The organism is Rathayibacter sp. AY1D9 (assembly GCF_002932395.1).
Classification (GTDB): Bacteria; Actinomycetota; Actinomycetes; order Actinomycetales; family Microbacteriaceae; genus Rathayibacter.
The window spans coordinates 13,675-31,269 of record NZ_PSVQ01000011.1 but is presented as its reverse complement, the minus strand read 5'-3'; the positions used below and the strand labels follow the sequence as shown (position 1 = coordinate 31,269).

Sequence of the window (17,595 nt, the reverse complement as noted above, 5' to 3'; positions counted from 1 at the left end):
GTCAGAGGACCTTTGCGATCGCGCGGCGCTCGGCCGCGGGCGAGACCGCGAGCACGCCGCGGTCGGAGGGGAGGAGGTCGTCGAGCGCCTCGGCGTCGACGGAGGAGGCGACCACGGTGAACGCGTCGTCGGCGGCGCGGGCGGCGTCGAGCTCGGCCCGGATCGCGCCGCGCAGCTGCGGGTCGGTGACCGTGTCGAGGTCGTCGAGCACCAGGATCGGCGGAGCCGACTCCAGGGCCGACCGGACGTCGGCGACGGGGTCGGCGGCTCCGGCGAGGCGCACCAGCCCGACCCGGCCGCGCACGGCGGCGGAGCGGATCGGCACGACCAGGCTCGCGACCTTCAGGCGCCCGGAGTCGGGGGCGAGCCGACCGGCGATGCTCAGCAGCAGCGCGGTGCGGCCGGAGCGGTGCGGCCCGTGGACCACGAGGGAGGAGCCGGGAGCGACCCGCAGCGAGACGCCGCTGTAGACGGGACCGTCGGGTCCGTCGAGGCGGAGGTCCTCGGCCGCGATCACGTCGGTGGATCCGGGCTCCGGCCAGTCGGCCAGCGCGAGCTCCTTCGTGAGGCCCTCGCCCTCGACGTCGAAGGACGGCAGGACGCGGTCGAGCCAGCGCGGCATGTGCCAGGCGCGGTCGCCGAGCAGGTGCAGCACGGCGGGCACCAGCGTCATCCGCACGATGAACGCGTCGACGAAGACGCCCACGGCGAGCCCGAGCGCGATCGGCTTGATGTTGGTGTCCCCCTCCGGCACGAAGGCGGCGAAGACCGAGAACATGATGACCGCGGCGGCCGTCACCACCTTGGCCGAGCCGACGAAGCCCGACTCGACGGCGGCGCGCGCCGGCCTCCCGTGCACGTAGTCCTCGCGCATCCGCGAGACCAGGAACACCTCGTAGTCCATCGCGAGGCCGAAGAGCACGCCCATCAGGATGATCGGCATGAAGCTGATGATCGGGCCCGTCTTGTCGACGTGCAGAGCGTCCGAGAACCATCCCCACTCGAACACCGCCGCCACGGCGCCGAAGGACGCGCCGACCGACAGCAGGTAGCCCAGCGTCGCCTTGATCGGCACCCAGAGCGAGCGGAACACCATCGTCAGCAGCACCAGCGACAGGCCCACGACGAGCAGGCCGAACGGCAGGAGGGCCTTGGCGAGCGTGTCCGAGATGTCGATCCCGACCGCGGTCTGGCCGGTCACCGCGAGGTCGACGCCGTACTCCTGCTGGAAGTAGTCGTGCTTGTCGCGGATCTCGGCGACCAGCGCCTTGGTGGCCTCGGAGTCGGGGCCGCCCTCGGGGATGACCTGGATGATGCCGGTGTCGGCGGTCTCGTTGGGCGTCGCGAGCGGCACCGAGGCGACTCCGTCGAGCTTCTCGATCTCGCCCTTGAGGTCGTCCATCAGGCCGAGCGGATCGGTCGAGCCGATGATCGTGCCGGTGACGATGAGCGGGCCGTTGTAGCCGGCGCCGAAGTTCTCGGCGAGCAGGTCGTAGGTGGTGCGCGCGGGAGTGCCCTCGGCCTGGTAGCCGGCGTCCGGCAGGGCGAGGCGGAGGCTGAGCGCCGGGATGCTCGCGACGCCGAGCACGCCGATCACCGCGATGATCGTCACGATCGGGAAGCGCGTGACGACCCGGACCCAGCCGCGGAAGAACCCGCGCGGGACCTCGGCGTGCACGTGGCCGCCGGGGGAGGCGGTCGCCGCCTCCTCGTGCGCCTCGGTGTCGACGTGGGTGCCCGCGGCGGCGGCGGCCTTCGCGGCCTTCTTCTTCGCGCGGCGCTCCTTCGGGCGCAGCCGCGCGCCGGCGAAGCCGAGGAGGGCGGGGGTCAGGGTGAGCGCGATGACCACGGCGATCGCGACTCCGCCCGCCGCTGCGACGCCCATCGTGGTGAGGAACGGGATGCCCGCGACCGAGAGGCCGACGAGCGCGATGATCACGGTCAGGCCCGCGAAGACGACGGCGGAGCCCGCGGTCGCGGTCGCCCGCGCGGTCGACTCCTCCGGGTCCATGCCCTGCTTCAGCTGGTCCTGGTGGCGGCTGATGATGAAGAGGGCGTAGTCGATCCCGACCGCCAGGCCCAGCATCAGCGCCAGGAGCGGCGTGGTCGAGGAGATCGAGGCGAAGCGGGTGGCGATGAAGATGGCCGACATCGAGAGGGCGACGCCGAGCAGTGCGGTGACCAGCGGCATGCCGGCGGCCAGGAACGAGCCGAAGGTGAGCACGAGGACGACGAGGGCGACCACGAGGCCGATCGCCTCCGTGATGGTCACGCCGGGGAGGTTCTGGGCGAAGAGATCGCCGCCGAGCGAGACCACGGAGCCGGCGGGCAGCGCGTCCTGGAGGGTCGTCGCCTCGGCCTTCAGCGCGTCGCGGCTCTCGGGGCTCGTGGTGGTGGCGGAGCCGTCCATCTGCGCGGTGATGACGAGGGCGTTCCCAGCGTCGGAGATCGTGCCGGACACGCTGTCGGAGTAGGGGTCCGTGACGGCCGCGACCTCGTCGACGTCGCCGAGCGCGGCGACCGCGTCGCTGACGGGGCCCTTCACGTCGGCGTCCTGGACGCTGCCTCCGTCGGGCGCGACGACCACGTACCGCGCGGACGTGCCGCTGACCTGGGGGAAGGTGCGCTCGAGCTGGTCGAGGGCGGTCTGCGACTGCGTGCCCGGGATGGAGAACGTGTTGTCGGTGCCCTGGTTGAGCAGCAGCGCTCCTCCTCCGCCCGCCACCACGATCAGCAGCCACAGGACGGCGACGAGGCGGTGGGCGCGGTACACGCGACGACCGAGACGGTAGAGCAGCGACGACACGCGGTCTCCTGACGATGGGTGGGGAGGGTGGCGATACGTCTCTGTACCAGGGCGGAGCCGGGCTCCGATACACGAGCGTATCCGATACAGGACCGTATTCGATACGTGAATGTATCGGATAAGGTGAACGGCGTCGAAGGTGTTGACAGGGCGGGCAGGAGGCTGGTGATGACGGCGATCGACTCCACCCCTCCCGAGACCTCCCGCCGAGGCCGCACCCGCGAGCGCCTGCTCGACGCGGCCTACGACGTCTTCGCCGAGACCGGCGTGCACAGCGCGTCCGTCGAGCAGATCTGCGAGCGCGCCGGGTTCTCGCGCGGCGCCTTCTACTCCAACTTCTCCACCAAGGAGGAGCTGTTCTTCGCGCTCATGGAGCGGGAGAACGGCGCCCGGGTGACCGCCCTCGTCGAGCAGATGGACCGTACGATCCCGCGCGTCGTCTCGGCCGACGAGCCGCTGACGGCCGAGACGCTGGCCGTGGTCATCCTCGACTTCCTCCAGGGTCCTGCCACCGACAACCGCCGCTGGTGCGTGGTCGAGTCGGAGTTCGAGCTGCTCGCGCTGCGCGACCCGCGGATCGCTCCGCAGTACCGCGACTTCCGCGCCGGCTTCGACGCCTCGCTCGTGCAGATCGTGCACGGTGCGCTGCGCCAGGTGCGCCGCGACTTCTCCCTCGAGCCGACGACGGCCGTGCGCCTGCTGGTGGCGGGCTACGACGACGCGGTCAAGCAGTCGATCCTCGAGGACGAGTCGGAGCCCGAGTCGCTCGAGCGCCTGCGGGCGACGCTGACGGCGATCGTCCTCGCGATCTCGTCCGCCGACGCCTGAGCCGGGCCGGCTCTCGCGACGGCGGCCGCCGTACCCGACGGCCGGCTCCGCACAGGCAGGCCGAGCGGCCGCTGGAGAGTGTCTGGTCCGGTCCCCGCTCCTCCGCCCGCGCGACGAGGATGGACCCATGGAACTGCGTCAGCTCGAACACTTCCTCGCCGTCGCGAAGGAGCAGCACTTCACCCGCGCCGCGAGCGCACTGCAGATCTCGCAGTCGGGCCTCTCGGCGTCGATCCGCGCGCTCGAGAGCGAGCTGGGCAGCCCCCTCTTCACCCGCAGCACGCGCCGGGTCGAGCTGACGCCGGCCGGTCGGGCGATGCTCGCGGAGTCGGAGCGCTCGGTCGCCAGCGCGCTCGCCGCCCGCGACGCGGTTCTCGCCGTGCAGGGGGTGCTCCGCGGGAGCCTCGCGGTCGGCACGGAGGAGTGCCTCGGCGGCGTGCACCTGCCGCGCGAGCTCGCGAACTTCCGCGAGCAGCACCCGGGAGTCGCGCTCCGGCTGATCCACGAGGGGTCCGGCACGCTGCTCGACTCCGTCGCCGCCGGCCGCCTCGACCTGGCGCTGGTCGCCGACATCGGAGCCGTGCCGGGCGGCGTGCGGACGATGCCGCTGGCGAGCGAGGGCTTCGCGGTGCTCGTGCGCCCGGGTCACCCGCTCGCGAGCCGCGTCGGCTGCCGCATCCCGGACCTGGCGGGCGAGACGATCGTGGGACTGCAGGAGCACTGGGCGGCGAGTCACCTCGCGGCGCGGGCGTTCGCGGCGCACGGCCTCGCGTTCGAGGTCGAGCTCGAGGTGAACGACGTGCACACGCTGCTCGACCTGGTCGAGTACGGCATGGGGATCGCGGTCGTGCCGGCGCACTTCGCCGAGAAGCGCCCGGCCGGGCTGCGGGCGGTGGCGCTCGCCGATCCGCTCCTGGTGTGGCGGACGATGGTGGCGGTGCCGGAACGGCCGAGCGCCGCGGCCCGCGCGTTCGTCTCGGCCCTCCCGCAGCCGCTGCAGGACGCGGTCTGAGCCGGATCGTGCTCGCAACGGAGGAGGGACCAGCGCCGAGATCCCGCGATGCGCGTCGGACCGGTGCCTCGACCGGATCCCTCCTCTGTCATGAACGGGCTCAGTCGAGCGAGGCCAACTCCTCGGGCGTGAGATCCAGGTCGGCCGCCGTGGCGGAGTCGCGGATGCTCTCGGGGCGGGAGGCGCCCGGGATCGGCAGAACGACCGGGGCCTTCGCCAGCTCCCAGGCGAGGCAGACGACCTGCGGCGTCACGCCGCGGGCCTCGGCGACCGCCGCGAACGCGGAGTAGCGCGAGCCGAGCTCGCCCGCCGAGGAGATGCCGCCGAGCGGGCTCCACGGCAGGAACGCCAGTTTCAGCTCGGCGCAGAGCTCGAGCTCCGGCTCGCTGGAGCGGAACGACGGCGAGAACTGGTTCTGCACCGAGACCAGGCGCTCGCCGAGGATGCCGTGCGCCTCGCGGATCTGGTCCGGGTCGGCGTTCGAGATGCCCGCTCGGAGGACGACGCCCTCGTCGAGCAGCTCGGCCAGCGCTCCGATCGAGTCGGCGTAGGGGACCGCCGGGTCGGGCCGGTGGTACTGGTAGAGGCCGATCGCGTCGACGCCGAGGCGCTTCGCGGACGCGCAAGCCGCCTCCTTGAGGTACTCGGGGCGGCCGTCCTGGTCCCAGGGGCCGGGCTCGCGCCGCAGGTGGCCGCCCTTGGTGGCGACGAGCACGGCGGAGGTGTCGCCGCCGTAGCTGCGCAGCGCCTCCGCGATCAGCAGCTCGTTGTGGCCGAGGTCGTCCTGGGTGGCGAGGTGGTAGGCGTCGGCCGTGTCGATCAGGGTCACGCCGGCGTCGAGGGCGGCGTGGATCGTGGCGATCGAGCGCTCGCGGTCCGGGCGGCCCTCGATCGACATCGGCATGCCGCCGAGTCCGATCGCGCCGACCTTGAGGTCGCCGAGAGTGCGCTGCTTCATGAATGCTCCTTCGCAGTGGGGTGGGTGGTCACCAGGCGTAGTCCTCGGGGGCTGCCCGGTGGCCGGGGAAGATCTCGTCGAGGCGCGCGAGGGCCTCGGCGTCGAGGGTGATGTCGACGGCGGCGACGGCGCTCTCGAGCTGCTCGAGCGTCCGCGGCCCGGTGATCGGACCGGTGACGGCGGGCTGGTGGAGGAGCCACGCCAGCGCCAGCTCGCCGGGCGCCTCGCCGCGCTCGCGGGCGAACGCCTCCCACTGCTCGAGCGCGGGACGGTGCTCCTCGATCGCGGCGAGGGTGCGCTCGGAGGAGCGGCGCCCGCCCTCCGCGGTCTTCTCGAGCACGCCGCCCAGCAGTCCGCCCTGCAGCGGCGACCAGGGGATGACGCCGAGCCCGTAGTGCAGCGCGGCGGGCAGGACCTCGCGCTCGACGTCGCGGACGAGCAGGTTGTAGATCGACTGCTCGGAGGCGAGGCCGGTGAAGTGGCGGGCGCGCGCCGCCTCCTGCGCCTGGGCGATGTGCCAGCCGGCGAAGTTGCTGGAGCCGACGTAGAGGACCTTGCCCTGCTGGACGGCGACCTCCATCGCCTGCCAGATCTCGTCCCAGGGAGTCGTCCGGTCGACGTGGTGGAACTGGTAGAGGTCGATGTGGTCCGTCTGCAGGCGGCGGAGACTCTCGTCGAGCGCGCGGCGCAGGGTGAGCGCCGAGAGACGGCCGCCGTTGGGCCAGGAGTCGCGGCCGCGCTCGGCTCCGGGAGCGGCGAACTCGCCCATGTCGCCGAAGACCTTGGTCGCGAGGACGGTGCGCTCGCGGCGCTCGCCGCCCTGCGCGAACCAGCGGCCCACGATCTCCTCGGTGGCGCCGCGGCCGGCCTCGCCTCCGTACACGTTGGCCGTGTCGAAGAAGTTGACGCCGAGCTCGTGCGCGCGGTCCATGATCGCGAACGAGTCGGACTCCTCGGTCTGCATGCCGAAGTTCATGGTGCCGAGGACGGTGCGGGAGACGGACAGGCCGGTGCGGCCGAGGTGCGTGTACTGCATGGTCCCAGTCGACTCCGGTTCGGGCCGCGTGTCCAACAGGTGCTCGGCATGGGTGCGATCGACGGGGGAGGTCAATCGGGGGCGCGCCGTCCAGGGGCCACCCCGCGCCCCGCCTCGGGCCTGCGCGTCGGCCGGGTCCAGCGGCCTCGACCGGATCGCCCGCAGCCCGCTGGGCGCGGTGGCGCCCGGCCGCCCGGGTGCCGGGTTAGAGTCGCGGAATGGTCCGGACGACGCAGCGCCTCGTGATCGCCCTCTCCGCCGTGGTCCTGCTCGCCGGCTGCACGGCGGAGGCGACGAGCCCCGCCGCCCCACCCGCCGAGCCGACCGCCTCCACCGCACCGCCCGCCGCCGGAGCCGAGTCCACGCCGCGGCCGGTGCCGAGCGTCTCGACCACTCCCGCACCCGTCGAGGACGTCTCGGGCGAGTGCGTCGTCCAGGCGCTCGACGAGGGGACGCTCGACGGCGTCGACCTCGAGCGCGTGCGCGACCGCGGCACCCGCGTCGGCGCGACCGGGACGGCGAGCACCGCCTCCGACGGCGCCCCGGCCTCCTACCTGGTGGCAGCGGGCGACATCAGCGAGCGGATCGCGGACCGGTTCTGCATCAGCTCCGACTACCTCTCCGCGCTGAACTCGGTGCGCCGCGACGGCGTCGACATCGACAGCCTGTACGGCGGCGACACCCTCAACCTCCGCCCGACGACCGTCCTGAGCGTCGGCGACCAGAACGGCCGCGTCCTCGACAACGCCGAGCCCGACGACCTCCCCGCGCAGACCGGCTGACGCCGCTCCCGCCCGCGCCCGCCGCCACTCCTCCCGCCTCGCAGCAGCACGCGACCACCGCGGAAGGCGCGGATCCGACGGCACGTGCGCGGCGCTCAGCCCAGGACGCCGATCAGGACCGCCGACACGGCGACGGTCGCCGCGAGCCCGGTCGTCCGCGAGCGGCGGCGCGCCGGGTCCTCGAACCACGGCAGCCCGCCCCAGCGCAGCACGGCGCCGGCCGCCCCGGCCGCGGTGAGAGCCACCAGCACGGCCCAGGGGAGCAGCGTCAGCGCCGACCAGTCGACGAGTGCCCGCCCGAGCAGCAGCACGGCGACGGCCTCGACCCCGCGGGCGAGCGTCCGGACGCGGTCGCGGTCGAGGAGCCCGGCTGCCCGGCGCTGGGGGACGCTCCCCAGGGCGAAGCGGCCGACGGTGAACGCGACGACGAGCAGGACGAGGATCGAGGCGACCATCACGACTCCTCCCCGGCGCGCTCCAGCAGGCGCAGGCCGAGCTCGTCGACCGAGCTCGCCGTGTCCCCGTTGACGAACACGGCCACGCCGCGCTCCCGGTCCATCGCGAGCATCGTCGAGTAGCCGGAGGTCCCTCCGTTGTGCCAGGTGACGGATCCGCCGTCCTCCGACTCCGAGGTGAACCAGCCGAGGCCGATCCGCGCCCCGTCGGCATCGAACCGCGGATCCAGGACGCTCGCCGCGGGCACCCCCAGCGCGGGGTCGTCGGTGAGGAGGGCCTGCGCGTAGCGGGCCATGTCCGCCGCCGTGGAGCGGACGCCGCCCGCCGGCGCGTAGCCCGCCATCGTCCACGCGTCGACGGACCGCCCGCTCGCCGAGAAGCCGGTCGGCGCGTCGGCGGGGAGGGCGTCCGCGGTCTCCGGGACGGAGGTCGCGGTCATCCCGAGCGGAGCGAGGACGCGCTCGCGGAGGAGGTCGGCGTAGTCGCGGCCCTCGGCGCGGGCGAGCGTCTGGCCCAGCACCGCCGCACCGAGGTTCGAGTAGGCGTGCACGTGCTCGCCCTGGTCCGCCTCGGCGGCCTGCCGGAGGACGTCGTCGGCCGACCAGCCCGCGTAGGGGTCCGTGCCGCGCAGCTGGGCGAACAGCGTCGAGGCGAGGTCGCCGACACCGGTGGGGAGGCGCGGCAGGCCGGAGCGGTGGGTCGCCAGCTCCTCGAGCGTCCCGGTGAAGCCGCCGACGTCGGCGTGCTCCGCGGCGGGGTCCTCGAGCCCGACCGTCCCCTCGGAGGCGTTCCGGGCGAGGAGGAGCGCGGTCATCGTCTTCGTGACCGATCCGATCTCGACCTCGGTCCGCTCGTCGGCTCCGAGTCCGCCATAGCGCACGCCGTCGGGCGTGATCACGGCGGCGACGAGGTGGTTCCGCGCGCCGTCTCCGACGTCGGTCCGGAGCCACTCGGCGATCTCGGCGTCGCCGGTCGCCTCGGTCGAGAGGGTGGGAGCGGAGGGGCGGAGCAGCACTCCGCCGAGCAGGACGACGGCCGCGGCGGAGGCGGCGGCGAGGGCGAGGCGGCGGCGGGTCATCGGGGTCCTCCGGAGGCGAGCAGGATCACGAGCAGGGGGACGAGCCGCTCCGGCGGAACGCCGTAGCGGCCGCGGCCGCGCGCCTCCAGCCAGCCGGCGGCGACCAGCTGGTTGACGTGGTGGTAGATCTGCCCTGTGGTGCCCGCGCCCTCGCTCTCGGCGAGCTGCGCGACGGTCTCGACTCCGCCGGCCACCGCCTGCAGGAACCGCAGACGCACGGGGCTGCCCAGCGCGGCGAGCGCGGTCGGCCCGGGGCTCGCTCCCCAGTCGCGCTCGAAGAACGCGTCGGTGCTGAGGCCGTACTGCCACTCGACGGGGCCGGCCGGAGTGGCGACCGAGCCGGCGAAGACGACTCCGCCGGGAGAGGGCAGGCGCTCGCGGAGAGCGGTCAGGGCCCAGAGCGGATCGTCGGCGGCGGGCGCGGCGGGGGTGTCGGCGCGCTCGAGGCGGTCCAGCCGCGCTCGGAGCTCGTCGACCTCGCCGGCGAGGTCTCGGGAGGAGGTCATGCCTCCACTATTGCAAATATTCCGTAATCACGGAACTCCGGAGCTGACCGGTACCGCAGGAGTCGCGGTGGTCCAGCTCGACCACCGCGACTCCTGCGGACTCGGATCGCCCGGAGGCTCAGCCGAAGTGGCGCGGCAGCACGGCGCCGTTCACCGAGCGCAGCTCGTCGAGCGGCAGCGTGAAGAGGCCCTGCACCTCGACCGCGGGGGTCGCCGCGTCGGTCACGCCGATGCGCAGCACCGGGTAGCCCCGGCCCTCGCAGAGCCCGCGGAACTTCACGTCGTCCTCGCGCGGCACCGACACGAGCACGCGGCCGGTCGACTCCGAGAACAGCGCGGCCGTCGCGTCGACGCCGTCGCGCTCCATCAGCTCGTCGAGCCAGATGCGCGCCCCGACGCCGAAGCGCAGCGCCGACTCGGCCAGCGCCACCACGAGCCCGCCGTCGGCGAGGTCGTGAGCGGAGGCGATGAGCGACTCCTTCGCGCCCGCCGAGATCAGCTCGGCCAGCGCGCGCTCGGCGGCCAGGTCGAGCTGCGGGGGCAGCCCGCCGAGGTGGTCGTGGATGGTGCCGGCCCACGCGGAGCCGTCGAGCTCGTCGCGGGTGGTGCCGAGGAGGTAGAGGTTGTCGCCCTCGTCCTGCCAGCCGGAGGGGATGCGGCGCGCGACGTCGTCGATCACGCCGAGGACGCCGACGACCGGGGTCGGGAAGATCGGCACGTCGCCGGTCTGGTTGTAGAACGAGACGTTGCCGCCGGTGACGGGGATCTCGAGCTCGAGGCAGGCGTCGGCGAGCGCGCCCACGGCCTCGCGGAACTGCCACATCACCTCGGGGTTCTCGGGGCTGCCGAAGTTGAGGCAGTCCGAGACGGCGACCGGGGTCGCTCCGGTGACGGCGACGTTGCGGAACGCCTCGGCCAGCGCCAGGCGGGCGCCCTGTGCCGGGTCGAGCTGGCACCAGCGCCCGTTCGCGTCGGTCGCGACCGCGAAGCCGAGGCCCGACTCCTCGTCGACGCGGACCATGCCGCCGTCGTCGGGGTAGCTGAGCGCGGTGTTGCCGAGCACGTAGCGGTCGTACTGCGAGGTGATCCAGCTCTTGTCGGCGAGGTTCGCCGAGCCCAGGAGCGCCAGGGTCTCGGCGCGCAGCGCGTCGCCGCCGGTCGAGCGGGGCAGGCGGGAGGAGGAGTCGGCCTGCAGCGCGTCGAGCCAGGAGGGGTACTCGATCGGGCGCTCGTAGACCGGGCCGTCGACCGCGACGGTGCGCGGGTCGACGTTGACGATCTCCTCGCCGTGCCAGTTGATGATGAGGCGGCCGGAGTCGGTGACCTCGCCGAGCACGCTGGTCTCGACGTCCCACTTGCCGACGACCTCGAGGAACGCGTCGAGCTTCTCGGGCGTGACGACGGCCATCATCCGCTCCTGCGACTCCGACATGAGGATCTCCTCCGCCGTGAGCGAGGGGTCGCGCAGCAGCACCGAGTCGAGCTCGATGAACATGCCGCCGTCGCCGTTGGAGGCCAGCTCCGAGGTGGCGCACGAGATGCCCGCGGCGCCCAGGTCCTGGATGCCCTCGACGAGGTCCTTGCGGAACAGCTCGAGGCAGCACTCGATGAGCACCTTCTCGGCGAACGGGTCGCCGACCTGCACCGCGGGGCGCTTGGTCGGTCCGCCGTCGGCGAAGGTGTCGGAGGCGAGGATCGACGCGCCGCCGATGCCGTCGCCTCCGGTGCGCGCCCCGAACAGCACGACCTTGTTGCCGACACCGCGGGCGTTCGCGAGGTGCAGGTCCTCGTGGCGGAGGACGCCGACGGCCAGCGCGTTGACGAGCGGGTTGCCCTGGTAGACGGAGTCGAAGTAGGTCTCGCCGCCGATGTTCGGCAGGCCGAGGCAGTTGCCGTAGAAGGAGATGCCGGCCACGACGCCGTGCACCACGCGCGCGGTGTCGGGGTCGTCGATCGCCCCGAAGCGCAGCGCGTCCATGACCGCGACCGGCCGGGCGCCCATCGAGATGATGTCGCGGACGATGCCGCCGACCCCCGTCGCCGCACCCTGGAAGGGCTCGATGTAGCTCGGGTGGTTGTGGCTCTCGATCTTGAAGGTGACGGCCCAGCCCTCGCCGACGTCGACCACTCCGGCGTTCTCGCCCATGCCGACCATGAGGTTCTTCTTCATGGCGGGGGAGACCTTCTGCCCGAACTGGCGGAGGTACATCTTCGACGACTTGTAGGAGCAGTGCTCGCTCCACATCACCGAGTACATCGCGAGCTCGCCGCTCGTGGGGCGGCGGCCGAGGATCTCGCGGATGCTCGCGTACTCGTCGGGCTTGAGTCCGAGGGCCGCGTAGGGCTGCTCCCGCTCGGGCGTCGCCTCCGCGTTCGCAGTGGTGTCGGGAACGGCGGTGCGGCTGTCTGCCATGTGCTGGAGGCTCCAGGGGAGGGGGACGGGATGCGCGTCGATCCTACCCGCCGCGGTCGCCGGGGCCCGGGTCCTCCGGTGGAGCGGTGCGGGCACCGGCGCCTAGGATCGGGCGGGTGAAGCGGGCGGCTCTGATCGGGACCGTGCTGTGGGGGCTCTACCAGTGCTTCGGGAACCTCGGAGCGGCGAACATCTCGTCGGACGAGCCCGTGTACCTCGCCGCGGGGTGGGACTACCTGCACGGCGACGTGAGCGCGAACCTCGAGCATCCGCCGACGGCGAAGTACCTGATCGGGCTCGCGCAGGTGCTGCTCGGCGAGGGGCTGCTCGCGGGCAGGATCGCCGCCGGCGCGGCCGCGTTCCTCACCGGGGTGGTGCTCTGGCTCTGGTTCCGGCGCGAGCTCGGCCCGACGCTCGCGCTCGTCCCGGCCGGCCTGTTCCTCCTCCTCCCGCGCACCGCAGTGGGAGCCGGCACCCGGATCGACCGCCTCGCGCTCCTGGAGCCGTTCATGGTGCTCTTCGCCGTCGCGGCGATGGCGGCGGCGTGGACCTGGTCGCGCGCCTCGCCGGGCAGGCGGAGCGGCTGGCTGATCGCACTGGCCGGTGCGCTGCTGGCGCTGTCGGTCACCTCGAAGCTGACCACCGCGGTCCTCGCGCCCGTGCTCCTGCTGCCGCTGCTCTGGTCGGGGAGCAGGGCCCGGGCTCTGCGGGGCGGCCTCGCCCTCTCCGTCGCGTTCGTCGTCACCGGGGTGCTCGCCTACCTGCCGGTGCACCCGGTCGAGGCGATCCGGTACCTGCTCGAGTTCCAGTCCGAGCACAACGCCGACGGCCACCTGATCGAGGTCGCCGGGACCGCGTACGTCTTCCCTCCGTGGTGGGCGAACCTCTGGTTCATGGTCGTCGGCATCGGGCCGGCGGCGCTCGCCGTGCTGCTCCTCGGGACCCTGCTGGCCCTGCTCGCTCCGAGGCGCCGCGCGCTGGTGCTCTACCTGGGCGCCGCGACGCTGCTCCTCCTCGTGTTCCACCTGGCGATCAGCTCGGTCGCGCTGCCGCACTACTACGCGGCGTGGGCGTGGCTCCTCTGCGCGCTGGCGGGCATCGGCATCGCGGAGGCACTGCGCGGCGGGATCGTGCTGCCCGCACCCCTCGCCCGCGGCGCCGGCGCGGTGCTGCTGGCCGCCTCCCTCGTGATCGCGATCGCCACCTCGGCGGGGATCGCCCAGGAGCGGCCGACCGGGATCGCGCGGGTGGCCGACGTGCTGCGCGAGCGCGGCCTCGACGGCGGCCTGGTCCTCGCGCAGGGCATGTCCTCGGGCGTCTACGTGCCCTACATCGGCGACCGAGTGACGACCGATCCGTCGTCCGCCGGGATCGTCGCCATCGCGATCGAGCGGTCGGCGCGCTTCCCCGTCGATCCGCGCGTGTCCGCCTACCTCGAGTCGGCGCGGCCCGAGACGGTGCGGCTCGACGACCTCACCCTCGTGCTGGTCGACGGACCGCTGCCGTGACCGCTCACTTCGAGCGGCAGGCCCCCGGATCGACGGCGTCCGTCAGCGAGGCGGCCCGCTCGACCACGGGAGTGAGGACCGAGAGCGGGATGGCGTAGCCGACGTTGTCGACGGAGGCGGCCTTGCCGAAGACGACGCCCGACACGGTGCCCTCGAGAGAGAGCAGCGGGCCGCCCGAGTTGCCCTGGTTGACGACGGCGGCGAGGGTCAGCACCTCCCGTGAGGTCGGTGCTCCGTCGACCATCAGCGAGACCGTGGCGTCGGAGGAGATCTCGGCCGAGCCGAGGGTCAGCGGGCCGCCGAAGGGGTAGCCCGCGACCACCGCGTCGTCCCCGGCGGCGACGGCGTCGTCGAGCGGGAGCGGGGAGGCGTCGAGCCCGTCGACGGCGATCACGGCGAGGTCGGCGGCCGGGTCCAGGTAGACGACTCGGCCGGTGCGCGGGGCCTCGCCCGGCGCCTCGACGACCGGCTGCGAGACTCCGCCGACCACGTGCGCGTTGGTGATCACGCGGTCGTCCGAGACGACGAAGCCGCTGCCCGTCACTCCGACGTCGCAGGCCCAGGCCGTGCCGGAGACGCGCACGACCGAGCGGGTGGCCGCGGCGACCTCCGGGTCGTCGGTCGAGACATCCGGGATCGCGGGCGCCTGGGTGGGAGCGTCGAGCGCCTCGACGACCCACGACGTGCCCTCGTCGACCACGGTCGACTGCAGCTGGGCGAGGAAGGCGCGGACGGGGGAGGGGGTGAGGTCGTCGATCGTGCGGATGACCGTCGAGCCGGCGACCGAGGTCGTGACGAGGGGGACGCCGAGGAGGGAGACGGCCGAGGTGACGGCGATCCAGACCAGGCCGGAGATCGCGACGCCGGCGACGCCGCCCGCGAGCCGGTCGAGCAGGCCGAGCTTCACGCGGTCGGCTCCACGGCCGATGACCGCGCCGAGCGTCGCTCCGATCGCGTAGCCGACGCCCAGCAGCAGCACGGCGGTGCCGATCACGGCGAGCAGGCGCCACTCGCTGCCGGCCGCCCACGACGAGACGGCGGGCACGGCGAACGAGGCGCCGATCGCGCCCGCGACGATCCCGGCGAGACCGCCGAGGGTCCGGAGCAGACCGCGCCGCAGACCGTCGACGAGCGCGCCGATGAGGCTCAGCACGACGATGACGTCGACGATCACGGATGCACCCACGCGGAACTCCTGCCGGTGTCGGGGACGGGTCCTCCAGCATGACCGACGCGGGATGCGCGGACGCCCGGAGGCGGCTGGCAGTCCGCGGCGGCCGCGGATGCGCGGGGGCGGCGGCGGCGGCGCGGGAGCCGGACACCGCCGGCCGCGCGCTGCCGCCGAGAGGGCGGTGCCGCCGGGAGGGCGGTGCCTCCTAGAAGAACGAGATGCAGTACGGCGTCGCGATCGGCGCGAACAGGCGGTCCATCCGCCCCGCCTCGCCCGTGACGCGCGCCAGCCCGGCCTTCGCCAGGATCGACGGCCGCACCGAGCCCAGCAGCAGCGAGCCCAGGTCGGCCACGTCCAGCGCGAGCTCGGCCTCGTCCCCGGTGCGCTCCACAGTGGCGGAGCCGCCCGAGGCGGTGAGGCGGTAGCGGCCGTCGGCGAGCCCGAGCCCGTCGGCCACCTCGACGACGACCGAGCCGTCAGCGGTCCACGGCCGGGCCGAGAACGCGGCGGCGACGTCGAGGATCCGCAGCCAGATCAGGTCGCCCACGTGGCTCACCTGCACCACGCGCGCGTCGCGGAGCGCCCAGGTCAGCGGATCGTCCACCGGCGCCATGTCCCAGGTCACCGCGGAGGCGAGGTCGACCGCGCCGAGGTAGCCCCAGAGCGCGAGGTAGGCGTCGGCGCCGGGGGCGACGAGGTCGACGATCTCGAGGGTCTTGTCGTCCTCGGGCCCGACCGCGCGGTAGGTCACGAAGCCGTCGAGCGTCCCCTCCTCGTCGAGGTGGACGGCCGAGCGGACGTCGAGGCCGGGCGTGGTCTCGCCGGACGCGGTGCCGACGGAGTTCGCCTCGTAGCGCGACTGGCGGGTCAGCGAGCCGGGGGTCGACGCCTGGAACGCGGCGAACACCGCGGGGATGCGCGGCTGCAGCCAGCTCGTCGCGACCACCTCGACGCGGCCGGCGGGCTCGGTCTGCAGGCCGAAGCGCGGCCCGGTGTCGACGCGGATCGAGCGGGTGAAGGCCGAGCGGCCGAAGCCGAACCGGCGGTAGATGGAGGCCTCGCTCGCCGTGAGCGCGGCGACCGGGGTGCCGGCCTCCTTCGCCAGGCGCAGGTCCTCGGTGATCATCGCGCGCAGGATGCCGCGGCGCCGGTGCGTGGGCCGCACGGTCACCTGCGAGACGAGGTGCGCCGGCAGCTCGCGTCCCCCGCCGACCTGCAGGGCCCCGGGGAACGCCGCGTAGGTGCCGACCGGCACGCCCGCGCCGTCGAGTCCCTCGGGGGCGGAGGAGTCGACGACCGCGGTGAGCACGCGCTGGTCGGCGACCATGTGCTCGGCCCAGTCGCGCAGCTTCTCCGGCGTGAACTCCTTCTCGTGGAAGCCCGCGTTGATCGCGGTGGCCCACGCGGCGGTGGCGGCATCGGGACCGCCCTCGTCGTTCAGGGCGGCGGGGAAGCGGCGGAGGTCGAGACCGGTGAGAGGCATCCGTCCAGCCTATTCACCCGGGGTGCGCGGGGGCTGAACCGGTGCGCGAACGGTCACCGCGACGGGCGCGCCCGTAACGCGGACCGCCGTCAGAGCACGGTCCACCGCTTCTCGAGCGCCGCGTCCACCGCCTCCGCGAGCTCGTCCAGCCGCCGGGAGTCGAGGCGCCCCTGGTCCGCGGCCGCGCGGATCCGCCCGCTCATCGCTGCGATCGCCGAGCGTCGCCGCGGCAGGGTCGCGGTGAACGCGCAGTCGCGCAGCAGCACCAGCAGCTCGCCCGCCCGGCCCTGCGCCTCCGCGAGGACCTCGAGCCGCCGCTCGAACGGCGATTCCGGGACCGTCACGCGCAGGAACCCGTCCGGATCCTGGAACGCCGCCGGCGGATCCGGGACCCGCGCGAGCAGCGCCAGTGCGGCGCCCAGTTCGTCCAGATCGCCCTCGTGCGCCAGCTCCCGCAGCCGCGAGTCCACGTCGTCGGCCGGCCCCGCCCCGAGCTCCACCGTCCGCAGCACGAGCGCGTCGAGCCGGCGCTCCTCCTCCTCGCCCGGGACCGACGGAGTCGCCGACCACCACGAGAGCACCGGAGCCGCGGCCACCGCGTGCTCGCCGATCCGCCGCTCCAGCGCGATCAGCAGGTCCTCCCGCGCGGCGAGCGCCACCAGCGCGTCCACGTCGACGTGGAGCAGGGTGCCCGAGGCGGGCGGCGCCACCAGCCGGCGTCCGGAGGGCGGGACGGTCTCCGCCCGCGTCCTCGCCCCGGGTCCGCGCTCGCTCGCCCGCAGGATCTCCTCCTCGAGGGTCCGCCGGGGTCGTCGTCGTCCGCTTCCGCGTGCCATGCCGTCACGCTACCGTCGGCCGCATGACCCGGTTCCTCGCCCTCCTCCGCGGAGTGAACGTGAACGGCCGCACCGTCCGCAGCGCCGAGCTCGCCGAGACGGTCGCCGGGATCGGCGTGGACCGGGTGCGGACGGTCCTCGCGAGCGGCAACGCGGCCTTCGACTCCGATCGCCCGGCCGCCGAGCTGAAGCCCGCGCTCGAGGCGGCGCTCGCCGAGCGGTTCGGCTACGACGCCTGGATCGTGCTCGTGACGCAGGAGGCGCTCGCCGCGGTGCTCGCCGCCTACCCGTTCCCGCGGATCGACGAGGAGGCGCATCCGTACGTCGTCTTCGGCTCGGACGAGGAGGCGCTCGACGCCGCGCAGGGCGCGATCGGCGAGCCGGATCCGGCGGTCGAGCTCGTCGCCCGGGGTGCCGGCGTCCTCTACTGGCGCTGCCCGCGCGGCTCCTCGACGGACACGCCGGTCGCACGGATCCTCGCCCGATCCGCCTACCGCTCCACCACGACGACCCGGAACCTGCGCACCGTCGAGAGGCTCGCGACGGCGTGACGTCCGCGGCCGTGGCAGGGCCGCCTCCGGGCTCCGCGAGCGGCACCTCGGGGCGCCTCCGACCTCGGGAGGCGAGGAATCGGGGCTGAGAGCACGCACATTCTTTGGTTAGGCTGTCCTTAGTGCCGGTCCACTCGGACCCTGCGCCGCCTCCCGCACAGCCTCTCGAAA

The 17,595-nt window shown here is 73.8% G+C and carries 15 protein-coding genes; 5 read left to right on the top strand and 10 right to left on the bottom strand.

Features of this window, described 5'->3' with window-relative positions; genetic code table 11:
* Nucleotide 1 precedes the first annotated feature (1 nt).
* Nucleotides 2-2,806 carry an MMPL family transporter gene (locus C5C50_RS06710; protein WP_104273148.1) on the bottom strand — a complete coding sequence of 935 codons (2,805 nt, stop codon included), beginning with the start codon at nt 2,804-2,806 and terminating at the stop codon, nt 2-4.
* A 168-nt stretch (nt 2,807-2,974) separates the two neighbouring features.
* On the opposite strand from C5C50_RS06710, the gene C5C50_RS06705 reads away from it, so the two are divergent.
* Nucleotides 2,975-3,634: a TetR/AcrR family transcriptional regulator gene (locus C5C50_RS06705; RefSeq protein ID WP_104247472.1), complete on the top strand. Its 660-nt coding sequence runs from the start codon at nt 2,975-2,977 to the stop codon at nt 3,632-3,634.
* Nucleotides 3,635-3,761: 127 nt separating this feature from the next.
* Nucleotides 3,762-4,646 carry a LysR family transcriptional regulator gene (locus C5C50_RS06700; protein WP_104247471.1) on the top strand — a complete coding sequence of 295 codons (885 nt, stop codon included), beginning with the start codon at nt 3,762-3,764 and terminating at the stop codon, nt 4,644-4,646.
* Nucleotides 4,647-4,746: 100 nt separating this feature from the next.
* Here the strand turns inward: C5C50_RS06700 and C5C50_RS06695 are convergent, their stop codons facing one another.
* A complete protein-coding gene (locus C5C50_RS06695) occupies nt 4,747-5,604 on the bottom strand; it encodes an aldo/keto reductase (RefSeq protein WP_104273147.1) in 858 nt (285 codons plus the stop codon).
* 28 nt (nt 5,605-5,632) lie between these two features.
* On the bottom strand, nt 5,633-6,640 hold the full coding sequence (locus C5C50_RS06690) for an aldo/keto reductase (RefSeq protein WP_104273146.1): 1,008 nt from the start codon (nt 6,638-6,640) through the stop codon (nt 5,633-5,635).
* 218 nt (nt 6,641-6,858) lie between these two features.
* Here C5C50_RS06690 and C5C50_RS06685 point away from each other — a divergent pair, with 218 nt between their 5' ends.
* Nucleotides 6,859-7,422, top strand: coding sequence for a hypothetical protein (locus C5C50_RS06685; RefSeq protein WP_104273145.1), 564 nt, complete (start codon nt 6,859-6,861; stop codon nt 7,420-7,422).
* A 95-nt stretch (nt 7,423-7,517) separates the two neighbouring features.
* Here C5C50_RS06685 and C5C50_RS06680 read toward each other — a convergent pair whose 3' ends face one another.
* From C5C50_RS06680 to purL, 4 genes are all read right to left on the bottom strand, one after another.
* Nucleotides 7,518-7,877 carry a hypothetical protein gene (locus C5C50_RS06680; protein ID WP_104273144.1) on the bottom strand — a complete coding sequence of 120 codons (360 nt, stop codon included), beginning with the start codon at nt 7,875-7,877 and terminating at the stop codon, nt 7,518-7,520.
* On the bottom strand, nt 7,877-8,956 hold the full coding sequence (locus C5C50_RS06675; RefSeq protein WP_104273143.1) for a serine hydrolase: 1,080 nt from the start codon (nt 8,954-8,956) through the stop codon (nt 7,877-7,879). Before C5C50_RS06675 ends, C5C50_RS06680 begins: the two co-directional genes overlap by 1 nt.
* Entirely contained in the window at nt 8,953-9,462 is a 510-nt protein-coding gene (locus C5C50_RS06670; RefSeq protein ID WP_104222749.1) for a helix-turn-helix transcriptional regulator, read from the bottom strand. The genes C5C50_RS06675 and C5C50_RS06670 overlap by 4 nt, the downstream gene beginning before the upstream one ends.
* A gap of 118 nt (nt 9,463-9,580) precedes the next feature.
* Nucleotides 9,581-11,875: a phosphoribosylformylglycinamidine synthase subunit PurL gene (gene purL, locus C5C50_RS06665; protein WP_104234263.1), complete on the bottom strand. Its 2,295-nt coding sequence runs from the start codon at nt 11,873-11,875 to the stop codon at nt 9,581-9,583.
* Between the two features lie 116 nt (nt 11,876-11,991).
* Between purL and C5C50_RS06660 the strand changes: the two genes are divergently transcribed.
* Complete coding sequence (locus C5C50_RS06660; RefSeq protein ID WP_181133898.1) at nt 11,992-13,383, top strand: glycosyltransferase family 39 protein; 1,392 nt, start codon at nt 11,992-11,994, stop codon at nt 13,381-13,383.
* A gap of 4 nt (nt 13,384-13,387) precedes the next feature.
* Here C5C50_RS06660 and C5C50_RS06655 read toward each other — a convergent pair whose 3' ends face one another.
* The 3 genes from C5C50_RS06655 to C5C50_RS06645 all read right to left on the bottom strand — a co-directional run bounded on the left by C5C50_RS06655 (nt 13,388) and on the right by C5C50_RS06645 (nt 16,873).
* Nucleotides 13,388-14,569 (bottom strand): MarP family serine protease, encoded by a 1,182-nt coding sequence (locus C5C50_RS06655; protein ID WP_258062192.1) that lies wholly within the window; start codon nt 14,567-14,569, stop codon nt 13,388-13,390.
* Nucleotides 14,570-14,759: 190 nt separating this feature from the next.
* Entirely contained in the window at nt 14,760-16,037 is a 1,278-nt protein-coding gene (locus tag C5C50_RS06650) for a GNAT family N-acetyltransferase (RefSeq protein WP_104222746.1), read from the bottom strand.
* Nucleotides 16,038-16,126: 89 nt separating this feature from the next.
* Nucleotides 16,127-16,873 (bottom strand): DUF2254 family protein, encoded by a 747-nt coding sequence (locus C5C50_RS06645; protein ID WP_104273141.1) that lies wholly within the window; start codon nt 16,871-16,873, stop codon nt 16,127-16,129.
* A 23-nt stretch (nt 16,874-16,896) separates the two neighbouring features.
* On the opposite strand from C5C50_RS06645, the gene C5C50_RS06640 reads away from it, so the two are divergent.
* Entirely contained in the window at nt 16,897-17,424 is a 528-nt protein-coding gene (locus C5C50_RS06640; RefSeq protein ID WP_104273140.1) for a DUF1697 domain-containing protein, read from the top strand.
* The last annotated feature ends 171 nt before the right edge of the window (nt 17,425-17,595 follow it).

Excerpts from the sequence above, each read along its gene's own strand:
- C5C50_RS06705 (WP_104247472.1), top strand. The coding sequence starts at position 2,975 with ATGACGGCGATCGACTCCACCCCTCCCGAGACCTCCCGCCGAGGCCGC.
- C5C50_RS06700 (WP_104247471.1), top strand. The coding sequence starts at position 3,762 with ATGGAACTGCGTCAGCTCGAACACTTCCTCGCCGTCGCGAAGGAGCAG.
- C5C50_RS06695 (WP_104273147.1), bottom strand. The coding sequence starts at position 5,604 with ATGAAGCAGCGCACTCTCGGCGACCTCAAGGTCGGCGCGATCGGACTC.
- C5C50_RS06690 (WP_104273146.1), bottom strand. The coding sequence starts at position 6,640 with ATGCAGTACACGCACCTCGGCCGCACCGGCCTGTCCGTCTCCCGCACC.
- C5C50_RS06685 (WP_104273145.1), top strand. The coding sequence starts at position 6,859 with ATGGTCCGGACGACGCAGCGCCTCGTGATCGCCCTCTCCGCCGTGGTC.
- C5C50_RS06680 (WP_104273144.1), bottom strand. The coding sequence starts at position 7,877 with ATGGTCGCCTCGATCCTCGTCCTGCTCGTCGTCGCGTTCACCGTCGGC.
- C5C50_RS06675 (WP_104273143.1), bottom strand. The coding sequence starts at position 8,956 with ATGACCCGCCGCCGCCTCGCCCTCGCCGCCGCCTCCGCCGCGGCCGTC.
- C5C50_RS06670 (WP_104222749.1), bottom strand. The coding sequence starts at position 9,462 with ATGACCTCCTCCCGAGACCTCGCCGGCGAGGTCGACGAGCTCCGAGCG.
- purL (WP_104234263.1), bottom strand. The coding sequence starts at position 11,875 with ATGGCAGACAGCCGCACCGCCGTTCCCGACACCACTGCGAACGCGGAG.
- C5C50_RS06650 (WP_104222746.1), bottom strand. The coding sequence starts at position 16,037 with ATGCCTCTCACCGGTCTCGACCTCCGCCGCTTCCCCGCCGCCCTGAAC.
- C5C50_RS06645 (WP_104273141.1), bottom strand. The coding sequence starts at position 16,873 with ATGGCACGCGGAAGCGGACGACGACGACCCCGGCGGACCCTCGAGGAG.
- C5C50_RS06640 (WP_104273140.1), top strand. The coding sequence starts at position 16,897 with ATGACCCGGTTCCTCGCCCTCCTCCGCGGAGTGAACGTGAACGGCCGC.